This is a genomic window from Micromonospora sp. NBRC 101691 (genome assembly GCF_030269285.1).
Lineage (GTDB): Bacteria > Actinomycetota > Actinomycetes > Mycobacteriales > Micromonosporaceae > Micromonospora > Micromonospora echinospora.
In genome coordinates, this window is the sequence record NZ_BSTB01000002.1 from 214,146 (window position 1) to 240,248 (window position 26,103).

The window sequence follows — 26,103 nt, forward strand, 5'->3', positions numbered from 1 at the left end:
CTGAGCTTGCCGGGGGAACGGCGCGCTCCGGACGGACGCCTAGTGCGTGAGGATCTTGGAGAGGAAGTCCTTGGCCCGCTCGCTGCGCGGGTTGGCGAAGAACTCGTTCGGGGAGGCGTCCTCGACGAGCTGGCCGTCGGCCATGAAGATGACCCGGTTGGCCGCGTGCCGGGCGAAGCCCATCTCGTGGGTGACCACGACCATGGTCATGCCGTCGCGGGCCAGTGAGGTCATCACCTCCAGCACCTCACCGACCATCTCCGGGTCCAGCGCGCTGGTGGGCTCGTCGAAGAGCATCGCCTTGGGCTGCATGGCGAGGGCGCGGGCGATCGCCGCGCGCTGCTGCTGGCCGCCGGAGAGCTGGGCCGGGAACTTGTCCGCCTGGTTGGCGATGCCGACCCGGTCGAGCAACGCCATCGCCCGTTCCCGGACGGCCGCCGGCTTCTCCTTGCGGACCTTCACCGGACCGAGGGTGACGTTCTCCAGGATCGTCTTGTGCGCGAAGAGGTTGAACGACTGGAAGACCATGCCGACCTCGCTGCGCAGCTTCGCCAGTGCCTTGCCCTCGGCGGGCAGCGGCTGCCCGTCGAAGGTGATCGTGCCGGAGGTGATCGGTTCGAGCCGGTTGATCGCGCGGCACAGCGTCGACTTGCCGGAGCCGGACGGGCCGATGACCACGACCACCTCGCCCCGGCCGACCGAGAGCGAGACGTCGTTCAGCACGTGCAGCGGACCGAACCACTTGTTGACCGAATCGAGCACGATGAGCGGTTCGCCCGTCGTCACCGTCGTCCACCGTCCCTCGTCATCGCCTGGGCGCGGAGATCGGGCGACCTCCGGTGGGGCAACTCTAGGCGGGCCGGCATGGCAGAACGCAACTCAGCGGGTCACGGAGCGGTAACACCGGCAGCTATCGTGGCGCGAAGTCGGAGATCCGGCACATTGGCGTCCGGGCGGACGGGTCCGAACCGGGCAAAGGGCCCCCGACCAGCGCGGCAGGCGCGTGGGGTCGGGGCAATGCCCGGTTCGGCCGGGGGAAGGCGAGGCAGGGATGGAACCGGTCCGGTTGACCGAGTACGCCCGTGGCGGTGGCTGTGCGTGCAAGATTCCGCCGGGCGAGCTGGAGCGGATGGTGTCCGGTCTCGGCCCGACCGGCGGCACCGCCGAACTGCTGGTCGGCCTGGACCACGGGGACGACGCGGCCGTGGTCCGGCTCGACGAGCGGACCGGCGTGGTCAGCACCGCCGACTTCTTCACCCCGGTGGTCGACGACGCGTACGACTGGGGCCGGATCGCCGCCACCAACGCCCTCTCCGACGTCTACGCCATGGGCGGCACCCCGCTGCTCGCGCTCAACCTGCTCTGCTGGCCTCGGGAGGCGCTGCCGATCGAGCTGGCCCGGGAGGTGCTGCGCGGCGGGCAGGACGTGGCCCGAGCGGCCGGCTGCCACCTCGCCGGTGGGCACAGCGTCGACGACGACGGCCCCAAGTACGGTCTCGCGGTGACCGGGGTGGTTCGCCCCGAGGAGTTGATCACCCTGGACGCCGGGCGGGCCGGACTGCCCCTGTCGCTGACCAAGCCGCTCGGGGTCGGGGTGCTCAACACCCGGCACAAGGCCACCGGGGAGAGCTTCCCCGAGGCGGTGGCGACGATGACCACCCTGAACCGGGACGCCGCCCGGGCCGCGGTCGCGGCGGGGGTGCGCTGCGGCACCGACGTGACCGGATTCGGGCTGCTCGGCCACGCCAGCAAGCTCGCCCGGGCCAGCGGGCTGACCGTGGCGCTGGACGCCGCCCGGGTGCCCTACCTCCCCGGGGCGCGGGAGGCGGTGCGGGACGGCTACGTCAGCGGCGGCAGCCGCCGAAACCTGGAGTGGGTGACCCCGTGGACGGACTTCGGCCGGGTCGGCGAGGAGGACCGGCTGTTGCTGGCCGACGCCCAGACCTCCGGCGGCCTGCTGGTCGCCGGCGAGTTGCCCGGCGCCACCGTGATCGGCGAACTCCTCCCCGGGGGCGACCACCGGATCGTCCTCCGCTGACACCTGGCGACCGCCGGTGACCGCGGGTGGGGCGTAACCGTGGCCGGCGTGCAGTGTGGGGTGCGGACGCGGCACCATACCTGATGGAATGTCAGGTTTCTGTCATCTCCCGTGGGCGGGGGCGTGGAAATTTTGCCCGGAATGGTCACAGACCGGTAACTTGCCCCCGCCTCGGGCCAAATCACCTCCACCATCGTCAGTAAGGCCCGAACCGGAGGCCCCTGGGGACGAGCACAGTGCGGAGGCGGCATGACCGAGCTGTGGAGCTGGAGAATTGACCGGGTACGACCGGTGGAGGTCTACCCGGCGTTGGCGGAGGCGCTCGGTCGGGTGGTGATGCCGCTCGCCGCGGCCGACCCCGGTCGGCTCCCGGTGTACGCGGTGATCTGCGACGTGTGGCAGGCGCCGGGGGAGTTCGCCACCGTCGTGGACTGCTACGGGGTGCCCGAGGGGGTCGGTGAGCACACCACCGTGGCGGCGCTCGCCCGCCTGCTGGACCGCCCCTGCGTGCTGCGCGACGACACCCTCGACGCCGGGCGGCACCTGCTGGTCACCCCGGACGGCACGATCCGTCCGGTGCACTTCGAGGTCCGCGAGACCGACGACGGCGAGGAACTCACCGACCAGCGGCTGTGCACCCTGTCCCACCCGGGCTGCCGGGGCTGGTCCCAGTGTCACCGCTCGCGGTGGGCCCCCGACTCGGTGGTGCCCGCGCTCGCGGCGGCCTGACCGGAGGCCGCCCCGGCGTCGTCGCGGCGGATCGCCGAGGAACACCCGGGACGGGGACGGCCCGAGCCCCGGGTGGCCCGGAGCACCGGGCGGCCGTGGCGGGCGACCGGGGTCAGTCGGTGGCGGGGGACGGTCCGGAACGGCTGGCGCCCCGGACCACGAGCTGGTCGAGCAGCGTCTGGGTGGCGGCGGCGACGGCGGTCACCGCCGCCTCGAACGCGGCGGCGTTGTGCGCGGCGGGCGCGCGGAAACCGGAGATCTTCCGGACGTACTGCAACGCCGCGGCGTGCACGTCCGCGTCGGTGACCGTCGGGACGTACGGCTCCCGCAGGGTCTTGATGCTCCGGCACATGGTTCCTCCTCGGTTCGGGCCGGTCGGTCCGGCCCGGATACGCTGTCACCGTCATGACTACCGCAGCCGTGGGCAGCCCGCGCACCTACCAGGTGCGTACGTACGGCTGCCAGATGAACGTGCACGACTCCGAACGCATTTCCGGTCTGCTGGAGCAGGCGGGCTACGTGCGCGCCCCGGAGGCCGACGACCACCCCGACGTGGTCGTCTTCAACACCTGCGCGGTCCGGGAGAACGCCGACAACCGCCTCTACGGCAACCTGGGTCACCTGCGTCCGGTCAAGACCCGGAACCCGGGGATGCAGATCGCGGTCGGTGGCTGCCTGGCCCAGAAGGACCGCGGTGACATCGTCCGCCGCGCCCCCTGGGTGGACGTGGTCTTCGGCACCCACAACATCGGCTCCCTGCCGGTGCTGCTGGAGCGGGCCCGGCACAACGCCGCCGCCGAGGTGGAGATCCTGGAGTCCCTCGACGTCTTCCCCTCGACGCTGCCCACCCGGCGCGAGTCGACGTACGCCGGCTGGGTCTCCATCTCGGTGGGCTGCAACAACACCTGCACGTTCTGCATCGTGCCCTCGCTGCGCGGCCGGGAGAAGGACCGCCGCCCCGGCGACGTCCTCGCCGAGGTCCGCACCCTGGTCGACTCCGGCGTGCTGGAGGTGACCCTGCTCGGGCAGAACGTCAACTCCTACGGCGTCGAGTTCGGCGACCGGTACGCCTTCGGCAAGCTGCTGCGCGCCTGCGGTGACGTCGAGGGCCTGGAGCGGGTCCGGTTCACCAGCCCGCACCCGAAGGACTTCACCGACGACGTGATCGCCGCGATGGCCGAGACCCCGAACGTCTGCCACTCGCTGCACATGCCGTTGCAGTCCGGGTCGGACGACGTGCTGAAGGCGATGCGCCGGTCGTACCGGGCCGAGCGCTACCTCGGCATCATCGCCAAGGTGCGTGCGGCGATGCCGGACGCGGCCATCACCACCGACATCATCGTCGGCTTCCCCGGCGAGACCGAGGCGGACTTCCAGCGCACCCTCGACGTGGTCCGCGAGTCCCGGTTCGCCTCGGCGTTCACGTTCCAGTACTCCAAGCGCCCCGGCACCCCGGCCGCCACGATGGACGGGCAACTGCCCAAGGAGGTCGTGCAGGAGCGTTACGAGCGGCTGATCGCCTGCGTCGAGGAGATCACCTGGGCGGAGAACCGCAAGCTGGTCGGGGAGACCGTCGAGGTGCTGGTCGCCGTCGGTGAGGGCCGCAAGGACGAGCGCACCGGCCGGATGTCCGGCCGGGCCCGCGACGGTCGGCTGGTGCACTTCGACGCGGGGTCGCTGGCCGGTACGGTCCGTCCCGGCGACATCGTGCACACCACGGTCACCTACGCCGCCCCGCACCATCTCAACGCCGACGGCGAGCCGGTGTCGCACCGGCGCACCCGGGCCGGCGACGCCGCCGAGGCGGGGCTCGCGCCGCGTACCCCCGGGGTGCTGCTCGGCCTGCCCACGGTCGGCGCGCCGGCCGCGTCGCCCGCGCCGGCCACCGGCTGCGCCGCGCACTGAGCCGACGCGACCGGGGCCCCGCCGCTCGGCGGGGCCCCGATCCTTCCGGGTGGATCAGACCGAGATCCGGCCGGCGCCCGCGCCGGCGGTCACGATCGACTTGACGCTGCTCGGGGTGTCCAGCGTGTACGCGTACGGGATGCTGGCGACGCTGCCGCCGGCCTGCCCGCTGCCCGAGTTCACGAAGTGGTTGTTCCGGGCGACCAGGGTGCCCGGCCCGGAGCTGCCCTCCCCGAGGTGGTACGGGTCGTCGACGTTCTCGAAGTAGTTGCCCTCGACGAGCACACCGGCGCCCTCGGTGGACGCCACCCCGTAGCCGCCGTTGTTGTAGTAGTAGTTGTTGTAGACGTGCACCGGGTTGCCGAAGCGGACCCGCGGGTGGCGCTGGCCGCTGCCGTCGAACCAGTTGTGGTGGTAGGTCACCCGGAGGTGCCCCCGGTCCTGGCTGGCGTTGTCGTCGCTGTGCCCGAGCAGCATCGACTTGTCGTGGCCGTAGACCCGGTTCCAGGACACCGTGATGAAGTCCGAGCCGCGCTTGATGTCGACCGCGCCGTCGCTGCCGCCGGTGAAGGTGTTGTGGTCGATCCAGAGGTTGGTGGCGGACTCCTGGACGTTGATCGCGTCGTCGTTCCAGCCCCGGAAGGTCAGGTTCCGGATGATGACGTTGCGGTCGCCGTTGATGTTGAAACCGCAGCCCGAGATGGTCGCACCGGCGTTGCCGAGGATGGTCTTGTTCGACCGGACCCGCAGCATGCCGGAGCAGGAGATGGTGCCGGAGACCCGGATCACCGCCGCGCTGCTGGAACCGAGCGCGCTGGTCAGCGCCGAGGCGCTGGTGACCGTGGTCGTCGGGGCGCTGCCGCCGCCGGTGGTGCCGCCGTTCTGGGTGGCCCAGCCGACCAGGGCGGTCGAGGCTGGCTGCGGCACCGACTCGGTGCCGGCGGTGGGGCTGGCCTGGGCGGTGACGGAGGTGAGCATACCGGCGGTGACCAGCGCCGCGGTGGCACCGGCGGTGGTGGCGAGCAGCGTCAGGCGACGCCGTCCTGCGAGCATGGTTGCTTCCCTTCTTGGAGCGGTGGACACCCGGCCCGGCGGACCGGTGGGACGTCGTGCCCAAGGCGACGTCGGGGGTCGGCCGGTGACCGGGGGGACGGTTGTCCTCGTGCTGAACGAACGTTTCCAGCTCCCGCACTACGCTTCGACCGGTCAGGTAAGCGCTTTCCCGATACAAACACAACCGCCCCCCGATGTAAACACCGCGTCACAAGTCGATCACCGATTGGTGTCGATTCCATGGGTCGTCGGCGCGGTGGCCCTGGCCCTGGCCCTGGCCCGGGCCCACCCGCCGGTCGGTCCCGCCGGGGAACGCGCGACGGCGGCCGTCACCGGGAGCCGGTGACGGCCGCCGCCGGAGGAACGGTCAGCAGGCGGTGCCGTTGAGCGTGACCGCGCTCGGCGTGCTGGTCGGGCCGTTGGCGGTGAAGCCGATCGTCACCGAGGCGCCGGCACCCAGCGACGGGGTCCAGGTGGGCGCCGCAGCGGTCACCGTGCCACCGCTCTGGGTCACCGTGGCGTTCCAGCCACTGGCGACGGTGACCCCGCTCGGCCAGGACCAGGTGACCCGCCACGGGTTGACCGCCGCGCCACCGGTGTTGGTGACGGTCAGCTCACCCTGGAAGCCGCCCTGCCAGGTGTTGGTCGTCCGGTACGCGACCGTGCACCCGCCGCCCGGCGGCGGGGACGACGGGCCGCCGGTCGGGGTGGGGGAGGGGCCGCCACCGACCGGGGCGATCAGGTACGGCTGGAGGATCGCCTGCTTGGTGGTGTTGATGGTGGTCCAGTCGTCCAGGGCGATGCCGCCGGTGTCCCCCGAGTTCGGGTTCCACGACCAGTAGGTGAAGGACATCCCGTTGACCCCGGTGCCGGTGTAGGCCATCAGCCGCTCCAGCCAGACCTTGTCCCGGGGGTCGGCGAGCGTGCTGCCGAACTCGCCCATCATGATCGGAGCAATGTTCTGCTTGTACAGGTAACCCCAGTACCTGTCCCAGATCCCGGGCAGGTTCGCCGGGAAGTCGGGCGCGTCGAACCAGGCCTGCTCGTAGACCGAGGTGGCGTACTCGTGCGGCGAGTAGACCAGCCGGTTCGGCACGCTCAGCCGGACCGGGAACTCGCCGGCCTTCGACAGGTTGCCACCCCACCAGCCGCAGTCCTCGTCGTTGCTGGGGTCGCCGTCCCAGACGTTGGAGAGGCCGCCGCTCGGGCAGCTCACCCCCTCCACGAAGATCAGCCAGTTCGGCTGTACGCCGAGGATCGCGTTGCCGGCCCGCTCGGCGGCCAGTCGCCAGTCCCGGGCCGGGACGCCACAGCCCCAACAGGCACCGGTGGCGTTCGGGTTGGTCCCCTCGGCGTGCGGCTCGTTGTGCAGGTCGGCGCCGATGACGGTGGTGTTGCCGGCGTACCGGCGGGCGAGCATCTTCCAGTCGTCGATCCAGGTCTGCTCGGAGACCGTCGAGGTGTACCAGAGCGCCGACTGGCCACCGGCGGTCGGCCGGTGCCGGTCCAGGATGATCCGCATCCCCTTGCCACCGGCGTACTCGATCACCCGGTCGAGGATCTGCAACGGGGAGAGCCCGACCAGGTCGGGGTTGACGAAGTCGTTGATGCCGCTGGCGGTCGCGCCCGGCTTCAGCGCGTCGTTCGAGTACGGCACCCGCAGGGTGTTGTAGCCGAGGCGGGCCATGGTGTCGATCTGGTTGCGCCACGGGTTGGTGGACCAGAGACCGTGGAAGGTCTTGTTGTCGGTCTCCATGCCGAACCAGTTGATGCCGGTGATCCGCACCGTGGCGCCGGTGGCGTCGACGATCCGGTTGCCGTCGGTGTGCAGGTAACCGGTGCCGGTGCCGGCGTTCGCGGTGACGGCCGGCGCGGGGGTGGGGGCGGCGGCGACGAGCACGCCGACGGTCGCGGTCACCACGGCGGCGAGAACGCCGCCGAGCATGCCGCGACGGAGGGTACGGGACATTGCCAGAGCTCCATTCCGAGGGATCCGTGCCCGGACCTGCCGTGCGGAAGATGGCCACGTGTGCGTGGCGGGGTGCCCTGGCTCCACGCTCATTCTGGTCGCCGCCGATCGCGCCCGTCAACGTCGCGCCGCCGACGCTGCGGCCGTCAACATTACGGCGGGCGGGGGCCTACCGGCCCGGTGCCGGAGCCGGCGAACGACGAAGCCCCCGTGTGCCCCGGACTCCGGGGCACACGGGGGCGGTCGACGGTTGGTCAGCCAGCCTGCTCGGCGAGCTGGAGGAACTGCCGCTTGGACGCGAGCGCCTGCTCGGCCTCCCGGATCCGCTTGGCGTCCCCGGCGGCCTGGGCACGGCTCAGCCGCTCCTCGGCCTCGGCGACCTGCGCGCGCATCTGGGCCAGCAGCGGGTTGTCCTGCGGCGCGGTACGCCGCCACGCGGAGTCCATCGCCTCACGGACCCGGTCGTCCACCGCCCGCATCCGCCGCTCCAGGCCGGCCGCCGCGTCCCGGGGCACCCGCCCGGCCTCGTGCCACTGCGCCTGGATCTCCCGCAGCTTCGCCTGCGTGCCGCGCGGGTCGGCGTCGACGTCCAGCGCCTCGGCCTCGGCCAGCAGGGCCTGCTTGCGCTCCAGGTTGGCGCGCTGCTCGTTGTCCCGTGCCGAGAAGACCTCGCTCCGCCGGGTGAAGAACTCGTCCTGAGCCGCCCGGAACCGTTCCCAGAGCTTCTGCTCGGCCTCCTTCGAGGCGCGCGGCGCGGCCTTCCACTCGGCCATCAGTTCCTTGAGCCGGTTGGCGGTGGCCGCCCACTCGGTCGAGCCCTTGACCGACTCGGCCTCGGCGACCAGCTGCTCCTTGGCGGACTGCGCCTGCTTGCGCTGCGAGTCCAGGGAGGCGAAGTGCGCGCCCCGACGCCGGGTGAACCCGTCCCGGGCGGCGGCGAACCGCTTCCACAGCTCACCGTCGGTCTTCTTGTCGACCCCACGAATGGTCTTCCACTCGTCGAGGATCTCCTTGAGGCGGTCGCCTGCGGTCTTCCACCCGGTGGACTCGGCGGCGAGCTTCTCGGCCTCCTCCACCAGGGCGGTCTTACGGGCCACGGCCTCGACCCGCGCGGCGTCGCGGGCCGCCCGCGCCTCGCCGGCCTTCTCCTCCGCGAGCGCGGCGAGCTTGTCCAGCCGGGCGGCGAGCGCGTCGATGTCCCCGACGACGTGCGCCTCGGCCAGCGAATCCCGCAGCCGGCGGACCGTGGTCAGTGATCCGCTGGCGTCGGCCGCCCCCGAGTTGAGTCGGGCCTCGGCCAGGTCGACCTCGGTGACCAGGTCGGCGAAGCGGCGGGCGAAGTGGGCCAGCCCCTCCTCCGGTGCTCCGGCCTGCCAGGATCCGACCACCCGCTCGCCCTCGGCGGTCTTGACGTACACGGTGCCGTCCGCGTCCACCCGTCCGAAGGCAGTCCAGTCGCTCATGTGCCCATCCTCGTTCTCCCGGCGTCGACGGGGACAGTCCCGTGATCGCCGCCACGGCGCAGCAAGTTTCTCCCCCGGCATTGTCACAGGTCCCACCGGGTCCGCGTCGAGCGCCTATCGCCGACCGTGACCATACGGTGTCCTACCCCGGACCGTCGTCTTTCGACGGTCGGCTTCTCGGTTGTTGACGTACCCCGTACGGTACGGCGTACCGGAACGGCCCGGCGGACAGCGGGGGCGACCAGGCCGGCAGCCCACCGGACCCGGGCGCGGCCGGTGTTCCCCGTGGGCCCCGGGGCGTCGGCCGCGCCCGGCCGATACGGTTGCCCCGTGTCCCTGGTCGCCGCCGCCGTCTGCCCGCATCCGCCGCTGCTCGTGCCCGAGGTCGCCGGCGCGGCCGCCGGTGAACTCGACGACCTCCGCGCGGCCTGCGACGCGGCGGTCGCCCGGCTGCTCGACGCCCGGCCGGAGCAGCTCCTGCTGATCGGCTCCGGGCCCCGGACGACCCGGTTCCGGCCCGCCGACCACGGTTCGCTCCGTCCGTACGGTGTCGACCGGTACATCCGGTTGTGGAAGGTCAACTGTGCCGGCGGCCCCCACCTCCCGCTCAGCCTGACCATCGGCGCGTGGCTGGTCGGTCGCTCCGGCACGGACCTGCCCCGGTTCGCCCACTCCGTCGCCGTCGACGCCACGCCCGACGAGTGCGCCCGGCTCGGGGCGGAGCTGTCCGACGCCGACGGGGCGCGCACCGCGCTGCTGGTGCTCGGGGACGGGTCGGCCTGCCGGGGGCAGAAGGCGCCCGGCTACGACGACCCGCGGGCCCAGCCGTACGACGACGGGGTCGCCCTGGCCCTGGCCGGCGCGGACACCGCCGCCCTGGGCGGCCTGGACCCGGGGCTCTCGGCGCAGCTGCGGGTCGCCGGCCGGGCGCCCTGGCAGGTGCTGGCCGGCGCGGTGCGCGCGGCCGGCGGCGACTGGCGGGGCGAGCTGACCCACCACACCGCCCCCTACGGCGTGGCCTACCTCGTGGCGGACTGGGAGCGGGCGTGAGCGTCGTCGCGGTGGTCGGGCCGACCGCCGCCGGGAAGTCCGCGCTGAGCATCGCCCTGGCCCACGCGCTCGACGGTGAGGTGGTCAACGCCGACTCGATGCAGCTCTACCGGGGCATGGACATCGGCACCGCCAAGCTGACCCCGGCCGAACGCGAGGGCGTCCCGCACCACCTGCTCGACATCTGGCCGGTCACCGAACCGGCGAGCGTCGCCGAGTACCAGCGGCTCGCCCGCGCGGCGGTCGACGACATCCTCGCCCGGGGAAAGGTCCCGCTGCTGGTCGGCGGCTCGGGCCTCTACGTCCGGGCGGTGCTGGAACGGTTCGAGTTCCCCGGCACCGACCCGGAGCTGCGCGGACGCCTGGAGGCCGAGCTGGCCGCCGTCGGCCCGGCCCCGCTGTACGAGCGGCTGCGCGCCGCCGACCCGGCCGCCGCCGCGACCATCCTGCCCGGGAACGGGCGACGGATCGTCCGGGCGCTGGAGGTCGTCGAGCTGACCGGCGCGCCCTTCGCCGCCTCGCTGCCCGAGCCGACCCCGTTCTACCCGTCCGTGCAGCTCGGCGTCGACCTGGACACCGCCGTCCTGGACGAGCGGATCGCCCGCCGGGTGGACCGGATGTGGGCCGACGGGCTGGTCGCCGAGACCCGCGAGCTGGTCGGCCACGGCCTGCCCGAGGGACGTACGGCCAGCCGGGCGCTCGGCTACCAGCAGGTGCTGCGCTTCCTGGCCGGCGAGTCGACCGAGACCGAGGCACACGACGAGACGATCCGGGCGACCCGCCGGTTCGTCCGCCGGCAGCGCTCCTGGTTCCGTCGTGACCCCCGGGTGCACTGGCTGGACGCCGCCGCCCCGGACCTGGTCGGGGCGGCGTGTGCGGTGGTGCGGGCCTCGGCGGAGTGAGCACCCGCCGGACGCCGTGGGCCGCTGCGGAATGATGGGGGCGTGGAGTTCACCAAGGGCCATGGCACCGGCAACGACTTCGTGATCCTGCCCGACCCGGACGGGCGTCTGACGCTGACCCCCGAGCGGGTCGCCGCGCTCTGCGACCGGCGACGCGGCGTCGGCGGTGACGGCGTGCTGCGGGTGGTCCGGGCCGCGAAACACCCGGACGGCGCCGGGCAGGCCGGCGAGGCCGAGTGGTTCATGGACTACTGGAACGCGGACGGCTCCTTCGCCGAGATGTGCGGCAACGGCGCCCGGGTGTTCGTCCGTTACCTCGTCGCCAGCGGGCTGGCCGCCCCGGCCGACGGCCTGCTGCCGGTGGCGACCCGGGCCGGCGTGGTCCGCGCCCGCCTGGACGGGGAGTCCATCGCCGTCGAGATGCGCCGCCCGGACCTTTACGACGCCGGGGTGGCCACACTCGGCGGGCTGACCCTGCCCGGCACCGCCGTCGACGTCGGCAACCCGCACCTGGTCTGCGCGCTGCCGGCCGGGCTGGACCTGGCCACCCTCGACCTCACCCGTCCGCCCGGGGTCGACCCGGCGCTCTTCCCGGCCGGGGTGAACGTCGAGTTCACCAGTCCGGGCGAGCCGGTCGACGGCACCGACGGGCACGTGTTGATGCGGGTGTACGAGCGCGGATCGGCCGAGACGCTCTCCTGCGGCACGGGGGCCTGCGCGGTGGCGGCCGTGGCGCTGCGGGACGCCGGCCGGGAGACCGGTGTGGTGGCGGTCGACGTCCCCGGTGGCCGGCTGACGGTCACGATCGAGCCGCACTCCTGCTGGCTCGCCGGCCCCGCCCTCCTGGTGGCCACCGGCACGCTCCTCTGATCCACCGCGCGGACCGCCGGGGGCGACCAGGACCTCTGCAGGGGACCCCTGTTACTCGTTTTCGACGAGGAAGGGTCCCCTGCAGACACACAAACACCTGGAGCCCGGGTGGAGCCGGACCGGTCAGGGGGTGGCGGAGGAGGCGGCGGCGATCTCGGGAAGGTCGGCCGGGCCGGAATCGGCGGCCGGGGGAGCCGTGGCGCCGGGGTTCTGGGCGGCGGCCCGGACGGCGGCGGCCACCGCGGGGGCCACCCGGGAGTCGAACACGCTGGGGACGATCACCGTCGGGTTGATCTTGTCCTCGCCGACCACGTCCGCGATGGCGCGGGCGGCGGCGATCGCCATCTCCTCGGTGAACTCCTCGGCGTGCGCGTCCAGCATGCCCCGGAAGACGCCGGGGAAGGCGAGCACGTTGTTGATCTGGTTCGGCTGGTCGGAGCGGCCGGTGGCGACCACCGCGGCGTGCTTGCGCGCCTCCCGGGGGTCGACCTCCGGGTCCGGGTTCGCCAGCGCGAAGACGATCGCGTCCTTGGCCATGGTGGCGACGTCCTCGCCGGTGAGCAGGTTCGGCGCGCTCACCCCGATGAAGACGTCCGCGCCGGCCACCGCCCCGCGCAGGTCACCGGAGTAGTTCTCCCGGTTGGTGTTCTCGGCCAGCCACTGCCACGCCGGGTTGAGGTCGGACAGCCCACGGTGCAGCGCGCCCTGCCGGTCGTACGCGATGATGTCGCCCACGCCCTGGCGCAGCAGCAGCTTCATGATCGCCGTGCCGGCCGCGCCCGCGCCGGAGACCACCACCCGGACGTCCGACAGGTTCTTGCCCACCACGCGCAGCGCGTTGGTCAGCGCGGCGAGCACGCAGATCGCGGTGCCGTGCTGGTCGTCGTGGAAGACCGGGATGTCCAGCAGGTCCCGCAGCCGGGCCTCGATCTCGAAGCAGCGCGGCGCGGCGATGTCCTCCAGGTTGATCCCGCCGTACGCCGGCGCGATCGCCCGGACGATGTTGACGATCTCGTCGGTGTCCTGGGTGTCCAGCACCACCGGCCAGGCGTCCACCCCGCCGAACCGCTTGAACAGGGCCGCCTTGCCCTCCATCACCGGCAGCGAGGCGGCCGGGCCCAGGTTGCCGAGGCCGAGCACGGCCGAGCCGTCGCTGACCACGGCCACCGTGTTGCGCTTGATGGTCAGCCGGCGGGCGTCGGCCGGGTTCTCCGCGATCGCCTGGCAGACCCGGGCCACCCCCGGCGTGTACGCGCGGGACAGCTCGTCCCGGTTGCGCAGCGCCACCTTCGGGCTGACCTCGATCTTGCCGCCCAGGTGCAGCAGGAAGGTCCGGTCGGAGACCTTGCGGACGTCCACGCCGTCCAGCTCGGTCAACGCCTGGACCACCTGGTCGGCGTGGCCGGCGTCGGCGGTGTCGCAGGTCAGGTCGACCACCACGTGGTTCGGGTCGGAGTCGACCACGTCCAGCGCGGTGACGATGGCCCCGGCCTCCCCGACACAGGTGGTGAGCCGGCCGATCGACGACGCGTCGGCGGGCACGGCGATCCGGATGGTGATCGAGAATCCGGCGCTCGGCAGTCGGGTGATGGCCACAGGGTTCCTCCGGTAACGGCTCGACGGCCCCGGTGCCGCCGACCCCGCATTTCTACCGGTTCGCCGGATCGGACCGACACTCGGCCCGGAGAAGGGTGACACGGGCCGCGCGTGATCCATCGGCGGACGGGAAAATAGCAGGTGCGGCGGGGCCGTACGCGTGTCACGATTGCTTCGTACCTACCAAAACGGACAGGAGAGCGGTTTGCGAGAGCAGCAGGGCTTCGTCCCGGTCGAGGACGAGGAACTCGACGCCACCACCGGCGAGCTGGAACTGGAGGAGCGTCAGGCGCTGCGTCGGGTGCCCGGTCTCTCCACCGAACTCACCGACATCACCGAGGTCGAGTACCGCCAACTCCGGCTGGAACGGGTCGTGCTGGTCGGGGTCTGGACCGAGGGCACGGTGACCGACGCGGAGAACTCCCTCACCGAACTGGCCGCGCTCGCCGAGACCGCCGGCTCGCAGGTGCTGGAGGGGCTGATCCAGCGGCGCAGCCGCCCGGACCCGGCCACCTACATCGGTCGGGGCAAGGTCGACGACCTGGGCGCGGTGGTCCTCTCCACCGGCGCCGACACGGTGATCTGCGACGGGGAGCTCTCCCCGTCCCAGTTGCGCAACCTGGAACAGCGCACCAAGGTCAAGGTGGTCGACCGGACCGCGCTGATCCTCGACATCTTCGCCCAGCACGCCAAGAGCCGGGAGGGCCGGGCGCAGGTCGAACTGGCCCAGCTCGAATACCTCCTGCCCCGGCTGCGTGGGTGGGGTGAGACCCTCTCCCGGCAGACCGGTGGTAGCGGTCGCGGCGGCGGCGCCGGCGGCGGCGTGGGCGTGCGTGGTCCCGGTGAGACCAAGCTGGAGACCGACCGGCGGCGCATCCGCCACCGGATCTCCCGGCTGCGCCGCGAGATCAAGGCCATGCGGACGGTACGCCAGACCAAGCGCGCCCGCCGCTCCCGCAACGCGGTGCCCGCGGTGGCCATCGCCGGCTACACCAACGCCGGCAAGTCCAGCCTGCTGAACCGGCTGACCGGCGCGGGCGTGCTGGTTGAGGACGCGCTCTTCGCCACCCTCGACCCGACCACCCGGCGGGCCACCGCCGCCGACGGTCGCCTCTACACCCTCTCCGACACGGTCGGCTTCGTCCGGCACCTGCCGCACCAGATCGTCGAGGCGTTCCGGTCGACGCTGGAGGAGGTGGCCGACGCCGACCTGGTGGTGCACGTGGTCGACGGCACCCACCCCGACCCGGAGGAGCAGGTGCGGGCAGTCCGCGAGGTGCTCGCCGAGGTCGGCGCCGACCGGCTGCCCGAACTGCTGGCGGTCAACAAGATCGACGCCGCCGATGAGGAGACGCTGCTGCGGCTCAAGCGTGCCTGGCCGGACGCGATCTTCGTCTCCGCGCACTCGGGGCGCGGGATCGAGGATTTGCGGGCCGCCGTCGAGGCACGCCTGCCCCGCCCGGCGGTCGAGGTCCGCGCGGTGCTGCCGTACGACCGGGGCGACCTGGTCGCGCGGGTGCACCGGCAGGGCGAGGTGCTCAGCACGGCCCATCTGGCCGAGGGCACGTTGCTGCACGTCCGGGTCGGTGCGGCGCTCGCCGCCGAGCTGGCGCCGTTCGAGACGGCGGAGAACGCCGTCGCCGCACGTCGTCCGTAAGGGGCCGCCGGGTCGTCCGAACGGTGAGCGGAACATGCGACACTGAGCCCATGCGGCGCGCGGTTTCCTCGATCACGGTTGCCTTCGGCCTGCTCACGGTGACCGTGGGGATCGCCGGGGCGGCGGTCGCCGCCCCGGCCCCCGACGCCTCGAACGCCCCGGCGGCCGGCGAGAAGCGTTGCTCGGTCACCGACGAGCGGCTCCGGGAGCTCTCCGGGCTGGTCGCGACGAAGAGCGGCTACATCGTGGTCAACGACAGCACGGACGTCGACAGCCACAAGCGGATCTTCTTCCTGGACGCGAAGTGCGAGGTCACCAAGACCGTCCGGTACTCCGGGCAGGGGCCGCTGGACCCGGAGGACCTGGCCCTCTCCCCGGACGGCGAGACGCTCTGGATCGCCGACATCGGCGACAACGACCAGAAGCGCGAGCGGGTGGCGCTGTGGACCATGCCGGTCGACGGCTCGGAGCAGCCCGAGCTGCACCGGGTCGCCTACCCGGAGCGCAAACCGCACGACGCCGAGGCGCTGCTGATCGGTGACGACGGCAAACCGCTGATCATCACCAAGACGCTCAGCGGCAAGGCGCAGATCTTCACCCCGACGGCGGCCCTGAAGAAGAACAACGCCGAGCCGGTGCCGATGCAGAAGCTCGGCGAGATCGGCCTGCCCAAGACCAACACCCCCAACGTGTTCCACGGGCCCGGGCGGATCGCGATCACCGGGGCGGCCCGTTCACCCGACGGCAGCCGGGTGGTGCTGCGCACCTACGCCGACGCGTTCGAGTACGACGTGACCGGTGGCGACATCGTGGCCGCCCTGACCAAGGGCGAACCCCGGGTCACCCCGCTGGCCGACCCGTTCGGCGAGGCCATCTCCTACACCCCCGACGGCAAGCTCTTCGTCACCGTCTCCGACGTCGGTCAGCTGGGCGAGGAGGCGAAGGTCGACATCCTGGCGTACCCGCCGTCGAGCAAGGGCGCCGCGCCGGTGGCCGGCAAGTCGAAGGCCAAGGAGGCGGCCGACCGCTCCTTCCTGGACGGGCTCAGCCTGGACGACATCACGTACCTGATCGCGGCGGTCGGTGTGCTCGGCGCGCTGCTGGTCGGGGCGGGGATCGTCGGTATCGTCCGGGCCCGTCGCCGCCCACCGGAGGCGACCAAGCGCAGCGGCGACGACGTGTACGTCAGCGGTGAGGTGCCGGGCCGCGACGACGTCGACCGTCGTGCTCCCGGCCGCCCCGGCGCTCCGCCACCGCCCGGCCGGGAGCCGCAGCGGGGCGCGGTCTACGGTGGCCAGCCGGCCGCCGGTGGCCGTCCGGCCGGTCGGGCCGGTGGGGGGAACGTCTACGGCGGCGCGGCCCCGCCCGCCGGAGGCGCGGTCTACGGCGGTCAGGGCGGGGCGAACGTGTACGGCGGCCCGCCCGCCAGCGGACGTGGCGGCTACCGGGACGGTGGCCGGGGCCCCTCGGGCGGTCGGGGCGGCCACGGCGGCGACGGCGGGTACGGTGGCGGCTCCTCCGGCGGCGTGTACGGCGGCGGCCGGGCCGAACCGCCGCGCCGGGGTGGCCCGTCCGGTCGACGGCGGGGCGAGGAGGAGCACCGCCGCCGGGGCGGACACGACCCGGAGGGGTACGGGCCCGCCAACGGCCCCGGCCACGACTACCGGGGCACCCGGTACTGACCGCGCGGTAGACCGGCGACCGGGCCGTCGACGGTGCGGCGACGGCCCCCTGGTGGACCACCAGGGCCGGATACGGCTGGACCGGGGTCAGATGCGGCGGAGGACCGCCACGACGCGTCCCATGATGGTGGCGTCGTCACCGGGGATCGGGTCGAACGCCGGGTTCTGCGGCATCAGCCAGACGTGCCCGTCGCGGTGGCGGTACGTCTTGACGGTCGCCTCGCCGTCGAGCATCGCGGCCACGATCTCGCCGCTGTCGGCGGTGGGCTGCTGCCGGACCACGACCCAGTCCCCGTCGCAGATGGCGGCGTCGAGCATCGAGTCGCCCTTGACCTGGAGCATGAAGACCTCGCCCTCGCCCACCAGCTCGCGGGGGAGGGGGAAGATGTCCTCGACGGCCTGCTCGGCGAGGATCGGTCCACCGGCGGCGATCCGGCCGAGCATCGGCACGTACGCCGGGGCCGGCCGCTGCGAGCGGGTCGCCTCGTCGTCGATCATGTCGCTGGGCGGGCGGACGTCCACCGCGCGGGGACGGTTCGGGTCGCGCCGGAGGAAGCCCTTCCGCTCCAGCTCCTTGAGCTGGTAGGCGACGCTGGACGGGGAGACCAGCCCGACCGCCTCGCCGATCTCCCGCACGCTGGGCGGGTAACCGTGGCGGTCGACCCAGTCCCGGATGAACTCCAGGATCCGTCGCTGCCGGGCGGTCAGGTCGACCGTGGCCGGGTCGGGGAAGGCGCTGACCACCGGGGCGACCGGGCGCACCGCGGGCTGCCCCGTCCGGCTGCGCGCGGCGCGACGGCGGGTGGCCGGAGGCCCCGCCTCGGCGATCTGCTGCGGGGGCTTCGGCCGGCTGGCCCGGTCCTCGGTCGACACGTCCGTCCTCCCTGGTCGGCGCTGGGTGCCTCGGCGGCTCGTGGTGCGTACGGTGGCGAGCCGGGACGCCTCGACGGCGCCCGCGCCCGGTTGTTCCCGACCGTATAGGTGGGATGGGTCATTTTCAAACGTCTGTACGACCATATTCCGGCGTGTCGCCGGGAAATCCGTCCCTGGAGGGGGCGGATTTCTGTTTAATGGTACGTCCACTCGAACTCATGTTCGATTCGCGCCTCGTCCGGGGGTAACCGGCACCCGGTCCCGGGCGTTGGACGTGGGGGGTTCGACGTGACGCGCCGGACGTGTCGCTCAACTTGACCACCGTCGGCCGGAGGCATACGGTCGACCCCTAGATGTAGTAGTCACATGGGTGTAAGTCGCCTATAGGTTGGGTTCGACTACCGACCGCACTTCTCGTTCGCGCCCACGGCGGCCGGCCATCGACCGATGGTTCCGCCGTGATCACGCGTGTCCGGGAACGGGGCGCGACCGCGATCGATGAAGGAGGTGCGGCGATGCGGTGCCCGTACTGCCGGCACGCCGACTCCCGGGTGGTCGACTCGCGGGAGGCCGACGACGGCCAGTTGATCCGGCGTCGCCGGGCCTGCCCGGAATGTGGCAAACGCTTCACCACGGTGGAGGAGGCGGTTCTCGCGGTGGTGAAGCGGAGCGGGGTGACCGAGCCGTTCAGCCGGACGAAGATCATCGGCGGGGTCCGCAAGGCCTGCCAGGGGCGGCCGGTCGACGAGGACTCGATCGCCCTGCTGGCGCAGAAGGTCGAGGAGACCGTGCGGGCCAAGGGCGCGGCGGAGCTTCCGAGTCACGAGGTGGGGCTGGCGATCCTGGGCCCGCTGCGGGACCTGGACGAGGTGGCCTACCTCCGCTTCGCCAGCGTCTACCGGTCGTTCGACTCGCTGGCCGACTTCGAGCGCGAGATCGAGACGCTGCGGGCGGCGGCGCGCGCCCGGGTCGGTGCCGGGAGCGACGGGGCCCCGGCCGCAGTGGCCGACCACACCAGCTGAGTTTTTCCAAGGGACAAGTGACGACGCGTGGCCGGGTGGCCGCGCAGACGAGGGGGCGGATGAGATGGCGGGGGACGGCGTGACAGCCAGTCGTACGCGGGCGGCGAAGAACGGTGCTGCGGGCACCGGGCTGAAGGTCGAGCGGGTGTGGACCACCGAGGGGGTGCACCCGTACGACGAGGTGACCTGGGAGCGCCGGGACGTCGTGATGACGAACTGGCGGGACGGCTCGATCAACTTCGAGCAGCGCGGGGTCGAGTACCCGGAGACCTGGAGCGTCAACGCGGCCAACATCGTGACCACCAAGTACTTCCGGGGCGCGGTGGGCACCCCGGAGCGGGAGTGGTCGCTCAAGCAGCTCATCGACCGGGTGGTCGGCACCTACCGGGCCGCCGGTGAGAAGTACGGCTACTTCGCGAGCCCGGCCGACGCCGAGGTCTTCGCCCACGAACTGACCTGGATGCTGCTGCACCAGGTGTTCAGCTTCAACTCGCCGGTCTGGTTCAACGTCGGCACGCCGTCGCCGCAGCAGGTCAGCGCCTGCTTCATCCTGGCCGTCGACGACTCGATGGACTCGATCCTCGACTGGTACAAGGAGGAGGGGCTGATCTTCAAGGGCGGCTCCGGCTCCGGGGTGAACCTCTCCCGGATCCGCTCCTCCCGGGAGCTGCTCTCCTCCGGGGGCAACGCCTCCGGCCCGGTCAGCTTCATGCGCGGCGCGGACGCCTCGGCCGGCACCATCAAGTCCGGCGGGGCCACCCGGCGCGCGGCCAAGATGGTCATCCTCGACGTGGACCACCCGGACATCCAGGAGTTCGTGGTCACCAAGGCGCGCGAGGAGGACAAGGTCCGCGCGCTGCGCGACGCCGGGTTCGACATGGACCTGGGCGGCGCGGACATCGTCAGCGTGCAGTACCAGAACGCCAACAACTCGGTCCGGGTCTCCGACGAGTTCATGACGGCGGTGGAGAACGACGGCGGGTTCGACCTGCGCGGTCGGCTCGACGGGGCGACCATCGAGACGGTCGAGGCGAAGAAGCTGTTCCGCTCCATCGCCGAGGCGGCCTGGGAGTGCGCCGACCCCGGCCTCCAGTACGACGACACGATCAACGACTGGCACACCTGCCCGGAGACCGGGCGGATCACCGCCTCGAACCCGTGCTCGGAGTACCTGCACCTGGACAACTCCTCCTGCAACCTGGCCTCGCTGAACCTGATGAAGTTCCTCCGCGCCGACGGGGGCTTCGAGGTGGAGAAGTTCGTCCGCTCCGTCGAGATGGTCATCACGGCGATGGACATCTCGATCTGCTTCGCCGACTTCCCGACCGAGAAGATCGGCGAGACCACCCGCGCCTACCGCCAGCTCGGCATCGGGTACGCCAACCTCGGCGCCCTGCTGATGGCCTCCGGCATGCCGTACGACTCGGACCAGGGGCGCTCGCTCGCCGCCGCGATCACCTCGCTGATGACCGGCACGGCGTACCGCCGCTCGGCCGAGCTGGCCGGCATCGTCGGCCCGTACGACGGCTACGCCCGCAACGCCGAGCCGCACAAGCGGGTCATGCGCAAGCACGCCGCCGCGAACGACGAGATCAAGCCGAGCGGCACCGTCGCCACCGCGATCGTCCGCGAGGCGACCCGGCAGTGGACCCAGGGCAACAAGGTCGGTGACCGGAACGGCTGGCGGAACGCGCAGGCCAGCGTGCTCGCCCCCACCGGCACCATCGGCCTGATGATGGACTGCGACACCACCGGCGTCGAGCCGGACCTGGCGCTGGTCAAGTTCAAGAAGCTGGTCGGCGGCGGCTCGATGCAGATCGTCAACCAGACGGTGCCCCGCGCGCTGCGCAGCCTCGGCTACCCGGAGGAGCAGGTCGAGGCGATCATCGAGCACATCGCCGACCACGGTCACGTGGTGGACGCCCCCGGGCTCAAGCCGGAGCACTACCCGGTCTTCGACTGCGCCATGGGCGAGCGCTCGATCGCCCCGATGGGTCACGTGCGGATGATGGCGGCCGTCCAGCCGTTCATCTCCGGCGCGATCTCCAAGACGGTGAACATGCCGGAGGCGGCCACCGTCGAGGACGTCGAGAAGATCTACTTCGAGGGCTGGAAGCTCGGCCTCAAGGCGCTGGCGATCTACCGGGACAACTGCAAGGTCGGCCAGCCGCTCTCGGCGGCCAAGCCGAACAAGGGCACCGAGACCGCCTCGACCGAGGTCGAGAAGGTCGTGGAGAAGGTCGTCGAGTACCGCCCGGTGCGCAAGCGGCTGCCGAAGAAGCGTCCGTCCCAGACGGTCAGCTTCTCCGTCGGCGGCGCCGAGGGGTACCTCACCGCCTCGTCGTACCCCGACGACGGTCTGGGCGAGGTCTTCCTCAAGATGTCCAAGCAGGGCTCGACCCTGGCCGGCGTGATGGACGCGTTCTCGGTGGCCATCTCCATCGGCCTTCAGTACGGCGTGCCGCTGGAGACGTACGTCAGCAAGTTCACCAACATGCGGTTCGAGCCGGCCGGGATGACCGACGACCCGGACGTGCGGATCGCCGCCTCGGTGATGGACTACATCTTCCGTCGCCTGGCGCTGGACTTCCTGCCCTACGACACCCGTGCCGAGCTGGGCATCTTCACCGCCGCCGAGCGGACCGCCCAGATGCGGGCCGAGGCGGAGGCGGCCGAGGGCGGCGCGGACCTCGCCGCGATGGCCGCCTCCGCCCCGGTCGAGACGAAGCCGGAGCCGGTGGTTGAGGCGCCGGTCGCCAAGCCGGCGTCGTCGGTCGGTTCCTCCACCGAGCTGCTGGAGGCGGTGATCGGCAAGGCCGCCGACGCGCCGCTCTGCTTCACCTGCGGTACGAAGATGCGTCCCGCCGGCAGCTGCTACGTCTGCGAGGGCTGCGGCTCCACCAGCGGCTGCAGCTGAACCGGGCGGAGTTGCATTGATGCAACGTCGAATTGCTCGGTGGTGACGTGGGCTCGGCTGGCGTCCTGCGAGATTGGTCGCGGGACGCCGGCCGGGTCTGAAAGACAGCGACCGCCCGAGCCCGTGGAGGGGCCGGGCGGTCGCTGCGGCAGGGATGTGGTGTGCCGCGCCCGGGAACCAGCAAGACCAAACACTTTGTCCGCAGGTGTCCGAGGCGGTTGGGAGGCGTTGCTACCGGCGGTAGTATGGTCGAGTGACCGCCGAACCGCTTCCTTCCCGATCGGCAGATGACGACGACAGTGGCGATCTCCTCCCGCACCTGGAGCCCACTGCGGACCTTGTTCGTCCGACCCTGCCGGAGATGCTGCGTGCACTCCACGATCTGAGCAAGGCGTCGCCGGATTTCCAGGCCGAGGTGGTGCAGGCCCTGAGCGGCGGCACCCCGGAGCCCGGCCGCCGGCTCCGACTCGTCGGACGGGCTCGCAAGGTCAGCGTGTCGATGCCCGAAGACCTCACGGCCGCTGTTCAGCAACGGGTCGGCCGTGGAGAGTTCAGCCAGTACGTCACCGAAGCAGTTGCCAGGCAACTTGAGTTGGACCTGCTCGGGGAACTCGCGGCGCTACTCGAGTCGGAGTACGGACCGGTCTCCGATGAACTGTTGACCGAGGCGAGGAATTCGTGGCCAGACGCCCAGTAGGTGCCGGCGGAGGATTGGTTCTCGACAGTGAAGGGCTCGTGAAACTCGCAGCAGGGCAGCCGAAGGTGCGGGCTTTCCTGGAGATCGCGCGAGAGCGTGGCGCCCGGGTGGCCGTCAGTTCGGTGACCCTTGCCGAGGTGCTACGCGGTGGTCCACGGGACGCGGCCGTACACCGGGTGCTGTCCCGGATCTCGGTGCAGTCGGTGACGCCGGAACTGGGCCGGCGGGCGGGTGAACTGCTCGGGGCCGCCGGACTGTCCGGGCACCGGTGCGCGATCGACGCCATGGTTGCGGCGACCGCCCTGGAACTCGCCCGCCCGGTGGTGCTTCTCACCAGCGATCCGGACGACATGAGCAAGCTCGTGGACGAGCCGGACCGGCCCAAGGACCAGCGGATCGCAGTGGTGCACGTATGACCGGCTTGTCGTACGTTCTCGCACGCCGCCCGTGACCGGGAAACGGCTGCCGTTGGCGGCGCGGGCGCTGACCGAACCGCACCCGTCCCGGCTGCCCCTCGACCACCCGGACCGGGAGCGGATCCTCGCCGCGCACGCCGCCGCGCTGGCCGCCGGCGAGGCCGGCTACCCCGACCCGTCGACCGGGCTCTTCGTGCTCACCGCCGGCTTCCTCGCCCGGCGCGGCACCTGCTGCGGGCGTGGCTGCCGGCACTGCCCGTACGTCACCGACTGAGCCGGACGGCGAACCACCGCCCGGCACGGCACCGGGGAAGGGGACCGACGGCTCAGCCGGCGGCGACGAACACCCGGGAGGCGACCTCGCGGGGGAGACGGATCTTCTCACCCGAGCGGTCGATGGTGACGGAGTCCCGTTCCTGGGCGACGGTCACCCGGGCACCCGGGTCCACCCCGGCGGCGTGCAGTTGACGCAGCACGTCCCCGTCGGTCTGCAGGCTCTCGCAGATCCGCCGCACGGTCACCGTGCCGACGAGACCGGGGAAGGCCAGGTTGCGTTCACCGTCGGCCGCCTCGGTGGTCGGCTGCTCCGGTGTGCCCAACTCCTCCAGCCCCGGGATGGGATTGCCGTACGGAGACCGGGTCGGCCGGTTGAGCAGGTCGTACACCCGCTTCTCCACCGCGTCGCTCATCACGTGCTCCCACCGGCAGGCCTCCTCGTGGGCCTCCTCGTAGGGCATCCCGATCACGTTGACCAGCAGCAGTTCGGCGAGACGGTGCTTGCGCATCACCGAGACCGCCGTGCTGCGTCCCAACGAGGTCAGCGCGAGGTGCCGGTCGCCCTCGACGGTGAGCAGCCCGTCACGTTCCATCCGGGCGACGGTCTGGCTGACGGTCGGACCGCTCTGCCGGAGCCGCTCGGCGATCCGGGCGCGTAGCGGCGGCACCCCCTCCTCCTCGAGTTCGAGGATGGTGCGCAGGTACATCTCGGTCGTGTCGACCAGATCATGTTTCACGTCGCAGGTCCTCCCGACCACCGATGCTACCCCGCTGACCGGTCGGCGACCGCTGGCGAACCGCCGGTCAGGACGGTGCGATGGGGTTAACTGGACGCCATGTCCGGTACCGATGATCTACTGGTCGAGGCGGCGGAACTGGCCGTCGAGATCGGTCAGGGCCACCCGCCCACCCTGCTCGACGTCCGCTGGCGGCTCGCCGGCCCACCCGGCCGGGACGACTACGCCGCCGGTCACCTGCCCGGTGCGGTCTTCGTCGACCTGGACACCGAGCTCTGCGGCCCGCCCGGATCCGCCGGCCGGCACCCGTTGCCCGACCCGGCCGCGCTCCAGGCGGCGCTACGCCGCGCGGGCGTCCGGCAGGGGCACCCGGTGGTGGTGTACGACGGCGGCGACGGGATGGCCGCCGCGCGTGCCTGGTGGACGCTGCGCTGGGCCGGGCACCGCCCGGTCCGGCTGTTGCACGGGGGCTTCCCGGACTGGGTGGCCGCCGGTCTGCCGGTCGCCACCGACGTTCCCGCTCCCGCGCCCGGTGACGTCACCGTCCGCCCCGGCGGGCTGCCGGTGCTCGACGCCGACGCCGCCGCCCGGCTCGCCGCCGCCGACCGGGCGGTGCTGCTCGACGTCCGGGCCGCTCCGCGCTACCGGGGCGAGACCGAGCCGATCGACCCGGTGGCCGGGCACATCCCCGGCGCGGCGAACCTGCCCGCCCCGGAGTACGTCACCGGGGGCCGCTTCGCCTCCGCCGACGCGCTGCGGGACCGGTTCGCGGCCACCGGGGTCACCGACGGCCAGCCGGTCGGGGCGTACTGCGGATCCGGGGTGACCGCCGCGCAGACGGTGCTGGCGCTGCACCTCGCCGGCCGGCCCGACGCGGCCCTCTACGTCGGCTCGTGGAGCGGTTGGGTGGCCGACCCGGACCGGCCGGTCGCCACCGGCGCGTAGCCGGCACGCCGACCGGCCCGGTCCAGCGGCGGCGGGGCCGCCCCGCACCATGGGGCGGGCTCCGTCCGCGTGCGACGATGACCACATGTCCGACGACACCGTGGTGGTCTGGGACGAGGCGCTGCTCGCCTACGACCTCGGTGACCATCCCCTCGATCCGGTACGGGTGGAGCTGACCGTCGCGCTCGCCCGCGAACTGGGCGTGCTCGACCGGCCCGGGGTGCGCCTGGTCCGGCCCGCGCCGGCGGACGAGGCACTGCTGACCCGGGTGCACCGGCCGGACTACCTGGACGCGGTGCGCGCGGCCCCGCACGACCCGTTCTTCTCCGGGTACGGCCTGGGCACCTCGGACAACCCGGTCTTCGAGGGCATGCACGAGTCCAGCGCGCTGGTGGCCGGCGCGACCGTGGCCGCCGCCGAGGCGGTCTGGCGCGGCGAGGCCCGGCGTGCGGTCAGCGTGGCCGGCGGGCTGCACCATGCCATGGCCGGGCGGGCCGCCGGGTTCTGCGTCTACAACGACCCGGCGGTGGCCATCGCCCGTCTGCTCGATCTCGGCGCGGAGCGGATCGCCTACGTCGACGTGGACGTGCACCACGGCGACGGCGTGCAGCAGATCTTCTGGGACGAGCCCCGGGTGTTGACGGTCAGCCTGCACGAGAGCCCTCTCGCGCTCTTCCCCGGCACCGGGTTCCCCGACGAGACGGGTGGCCCGGCGGCCCCGGGCAGCGCGGTCAACCTGCCGCTGCCACCGGGCACCGACGACGTCGGCTGGCAGCGGGCGTTCCACGCGGTGGTGCCGTCGGTGCTGCGTGCGTTCCGCCCCCAGGTGCTGGTCACCCAGTGCGGCGCGGACGGGCACCGGTTGGACCCCCTGGCCGACCTGCGCCTCTCCGTCGACGGGCAACGGGCCACCTACCTGGCCCTACGGGCGCTCGCCGACGAGTTGTGCGAGGGCCGCTGGGTGGCCACCGGCGGCGGGGGTTACGCCCTGGTCGAGGTGGTGCCCCGGGCCTGGACCCACCTGCTCGCGGTGGCCACCGGCGAGCCGGTCGACCCGGCCACCCTCACCCCGCCGGCCTGGCGGGCGTTGGCCGCCGCCCGCCGTCCCGGCCGAGAGGTGCCGCTGCGGATGGGTGACGGCGTGGACCCGGCGCACGAGCCGTGGCAGCCCACCGGCGAGCCCGACGCGGTGGACCGGGCGATCGCCGCCACCCGCCGGTCGGTCTTCCCGCTGTTCGGGCTCGACCCGCACGACCCGAGGGACTGACCGCGCGAGGCGGGCGTGCGACCGCGAGAGGTGAACCAG

General features: G+C 72.5%; 23 protein-coding genes. 15 read left to right on the forward strand and 8 right to left on the reverse strand.

Translation table 11 applies throughout. The annotated features are described in order from the left end of the window. Positions 1-39: 39 nt before the first annotated feature. A complete protein-coding gene (locus tag QSK20_RS04980) occupies positions 40-786 on the reverse strand; it encodes an amino acid ABC transporter ATP-binding protein (RefSeq protein ID WP_285787361.1) in 747 nt (248 codons plus the stop codon). A 265-nt stretch (positions 787-1,051) separates the two neighbouring features. Between QSK20_RS04980 and selD the strand changes: the two genes are divergently transcribed. Then, the gene (gene selD, locus QSK20_RS04985) at positions 1,052-2,038 is read left to right on the forward strand and encodes a selenide, water dikinase SelD (protein WP_145833653.1); all 987 of its coding nucleotides are present in this window, start codon (positions 1,052-1,054) and stop codon (positions 2,036-2,038) included. 249 nt (positions 2,039-2,287) lie between these two features. Further along, positions 2,288-2,767, forward strand: a complete 480-nt coding sequence (locus tag QSK20_RS04990) for a hypothetical protein (protein WP_285787362.1) — start codon at positions 2,288-2,290, stop codon at positions 2,765-2,767. Between the two features lie 112 nt (positions 2,768-2,879). Here QSK20_RS04990 and QSK20_RS04995 read toward each other — a convergent pair whose 3' ends face one another. Continuing rightward, complete coding sequence (locus QSK20_RS04995; protein ID WP_285787363.1) at positions 2,880-3,119, reverse strand: DUF2277 family protein; 240 nt, start codon at positions 3,117-3,119, stop codon at positions 2,880-2,882. 53 nt (positions 3,120-3,172) lie between these two features. On the opposite strand from QSK20_RS04995, the gene miaB reads away from it, so the two are divergent. Further along, the gene (miaB, locus tag QSK20_RS05000; protein WP_285787364.1) at positions 3,173-4,672 is read left to right on the forward strand and encodes a tRNA (N6-isopentenyl adenosine(37)-C2)-methylthiotransferase MiaB; all 1,500 of its coding nucleotides are present in this window, start codon (positions 3,173-3,175) and stop codon (positions 4,670-4,672) included. 54 nt (positions 4,673-4,726) lie between these two features. Here miaB and QSK20_RS05005 read toward each other — a convergent pair whose 3' ends face one another. The 3 genes from QSK20_RS05005 to QSK20_RS05015 all read right to left on the reverse strand — a co-directional run bounded on the left by QSK20_RS05005 (position 4,727) and on the right by QSK20_RS05015 (position 9,157). Continuing rightward, positions 4,727-5,725 carry a pectate lyase family protein gene (locus QSK20_RS05005; RefSeq protein WP_285787365.1) on the reverse strand — a complete coding sequence of 333 codons (999 nt, stop codon included), beginning with the start codon at positions 5,723-5,725 and terminating at the stop codon, positions 4,727-4,729. 367 nt (positions 5,726-6,092) lie between these two features. Beyond that, on the reverse strand, positions 6,093-7,694 hold the full coding sequence (locus tag QSK20_RS05010; protein ID WP_285787366.1) for a cellulase family glycosylhydrolase: 1,602 nt from the start codon (positions 7,692-7,694) through the stop codon (positions 6,093-6,095). Between the two features lie 254 nt (positions 7,695-7,948). Continuing rightward, the gene (locus QSK20_RS05015) at positions 7,949-9,157 is read right to left on the reverse strand and encodes a DUF349 domain-containing protein (protein ID WP_285787367.1); all 1,209 of its coding nucleotides are present in this window, start codon (positions 9,155-9,157) and stop codon (positions 7,949-7,951) included. Positions 9,158-9,487: 330 nt separating this feature from the next. On the opposite strand from QSK20_RS05015, the gene QSK20_RS05020 reads away from it, so the two are divergent. From QSK20_RS05020 to dapF, 3 genes are read left to right on the forward strand one after another with little or no spacing between them, the layout of a single operon-like run. Next, positions 9,488-10,207 (forward strand): class III extradiol dioxygenase subunit B-like domain-containing protein, encoded by a 720-nt coding sequence (locus QSK20_RS05020; protein ID WP_285787368.1) that lies wholly within the window; start codon positions 9,488-9,490, stop codon positions 10,205-10,207. After that, positions 10,090-11,109: a tRNA (adenosine(37)-N6)-dimethylallyltransferase MiaA gene (miaA, locus tag QSK20_RS05025; protein ID WP_502888861.1), complete on the forward strand. Its 1,020-nt coding sequence runs from the start codon at positions 10,090-10,092 to the stop codon at positions 11,107-11,109. Before QSK20_RS05020 ends, miaA begins: the two co-directional genes overlap by 118 nt. A gap of 42 nt (positions 11,110-11,151) precedes the next feature. Next, positions 11,152-11,979, forward strand: a complete 828-nt coding sequence (gene dapF / locus QSK20_RS05030; RefSeq protein ID WP_285787370.1) for a diaminopimelate epimerase — start codon at positions 11,152-11,154, stop codon at positions 11,977-11,979. 123 nt (positions 11,980-12,102) lie between these two features. Here dapF and QSK20_RS05035 read toward each other — a convergent pair whose 3' ends face one another. Continuing rightward, entirely contained in the window at positions 12,103-13,575 is a 1,473-nt protein-coding gene (locus tag QSK20_RS05035) for an NAD-dependent malic enzyme (protein ID WP_285787371.1), read from the reverse strand. Between the two features lie 205 nt (positions 13,576-13,780). Here QSK20_RS05035 and hflX point away from each other — a divergent pair, with 205 nt between their 5' ends. Beyond that, on the forward strand, positions 13,781-15,232 hold the full coding sequence (gene hflX, locus QSK20_RS05040; protein WP_285787372.1) for a GTPase HflX: 1,452 nt from the start codon (positions 13,781-13,783) through the stop codon (positions 15,230-15,232). Between the two features lie 50 nt (positions 15,233-15,282). Continuing rightward, positions 15,283-16,914 carry a hypothetical protein gene (locus QSK20_RS05045; RefSeq protein WP_285787373.1) on the forward strand — a complete coding sequence of 544 codons (1,632 nt, stop codon included), beginning with the start codon at positions 15,283-15,285 and terminating at the stop codon, positions 16,912-16,914. A gap of 87 nt (positions 16,915-17,001) precedes the next feature. Here QSK20_RS05045 and lexA read toward each other — a convergent pair whose 3' ends face one another. Further along, positions 17,002-17,787, reverse strand: coding sequence for a transcriptional repressor LexA (gene lexA / locus QSK20_RS05050; RefSeq protein ID WP_285787374.1), 786 nt, complete (start codon positions 17,785-17,787; stop codon positions 17,002-17,004). Between the two features lie 515 nt (positions 17,788-18,302). On the opposite strand from lexA, the gene nrdR reads away from it, so the two are divergent. From nrdR to QSK20_RS05075, 5 genes are all read left to right on the forward strand, one after another. Further along, complete coding sequence (gene nrdR, locus QSK20_RS05055; RefSeq protein WP_285787663.1) at positions 18,303-18,809, forward strand: transcriptional regulator NrdR; 507 nt, start codon at positions 18,303-18,305, stop codon at positions 18,807-18,809. A gap of 64 nt (positions 18,810-18,873) precedes the next feature. Beyond that, the gene (locus tag QSK20_RS05060; RefSeq protein WP_285787375.1) at positions 18,874-21,726 is read left to right on the forward strand and encodes a vitamin B12-dependent ribonucleotide reductase; all 2,853 of its coding nucleotides are present in this window, start codon (positions 18,874-18,876) and stop codon (positions 21,724-21,726) included. Positions 21,727-21,979: 253 nt separating this feature from the next. Beyond that, a complete protein-coding gene (locus QSK20_RS05065; RefSeq protein WP_285787376.1) occupies positions 21,980-22,423 on the forward strand; it encodes a hypothetical protein in 444 nt (147 codons plus the stop codon). Further along, positions 22,405-22,839: a type II toxin-antitoxin system VapC family toxin gene (locus QSK20_RS05070; RefSeq protein ID WP_285787377.1), complete on the forward strand. Its 435-nt coding sequence runs from the start codon at positions 22,405-22,407 to the stop codon at positions 22,837-22,839. The genes QSK20_RS05065 and QSK20_RS05070 overlap by 19 nt, the downstream gene beginning before the upstream one ends. A gap of 31 nt (positions 22,840-22,870) precedes the next feature. After that, complete coding sequence (locus tag QSK20_RS05075; RefSeq protein WP_285787378.1) at positions 22,871-23,113, forward strand: DUF5522 domain-containing protein; 243 nt, start codon at positions 22,871-22,873, stop codon at positions 23,111-23,113. Between the two features lie 52 nt (positions 23,114-23,165). Here the strand turns inward: QSK20_RS05075 and QSK20_RS05080 are convergent, their stop codons facing one another. Continuing rightward, positions 23,166-23,852, reverse strand: coding sequence for an iron-dependent transcriptional repressor DtxR (locus QSK20_RS05080; RefSeq protein WP_088980075.1), 687 nt, complete (start codon positions 23,850-23,852; stop codon positions 23,166-23,168). Between the two features lie 99 nt (positions 23,853-23,951). Between QSK20_RS05080 and QSK20_RS05085 the strand changes: the two genes are divergently transcribed. Both QSK20_RS05085 and QSK20_RS05090 read left to right on the forward strand, forming a co-directional pair. Then, positions 23,952-24,797 carry a sulfurtransferase gene (locus QSK20_RS05085; RefSeq protein ID WP_285787379.1) on the forward strand — a complete coding sequence of 282 codons (846 nt, stop codon included), beginning with the start codon at positions 23,952-23,954 and terminating at the stop codon, positions 24,795-24,797. Between the two features lie 85 nt (positions 24,798-24,882). Further along, the gene (locus QSK20_RS05090; RefSeq protein ID WP_285787380.1) at positions 24,883-26,064 is read left to right on the forward strand and encodes an acetoin utilization protein AcuC; all 1,182 of its coding nucleotides are present in this window, start codon (positions 24,883-24,885) and stop codon (positions 26,062-26,064) included. Positions 26,065-26,103: the final 39 nt, after the last annotated feature.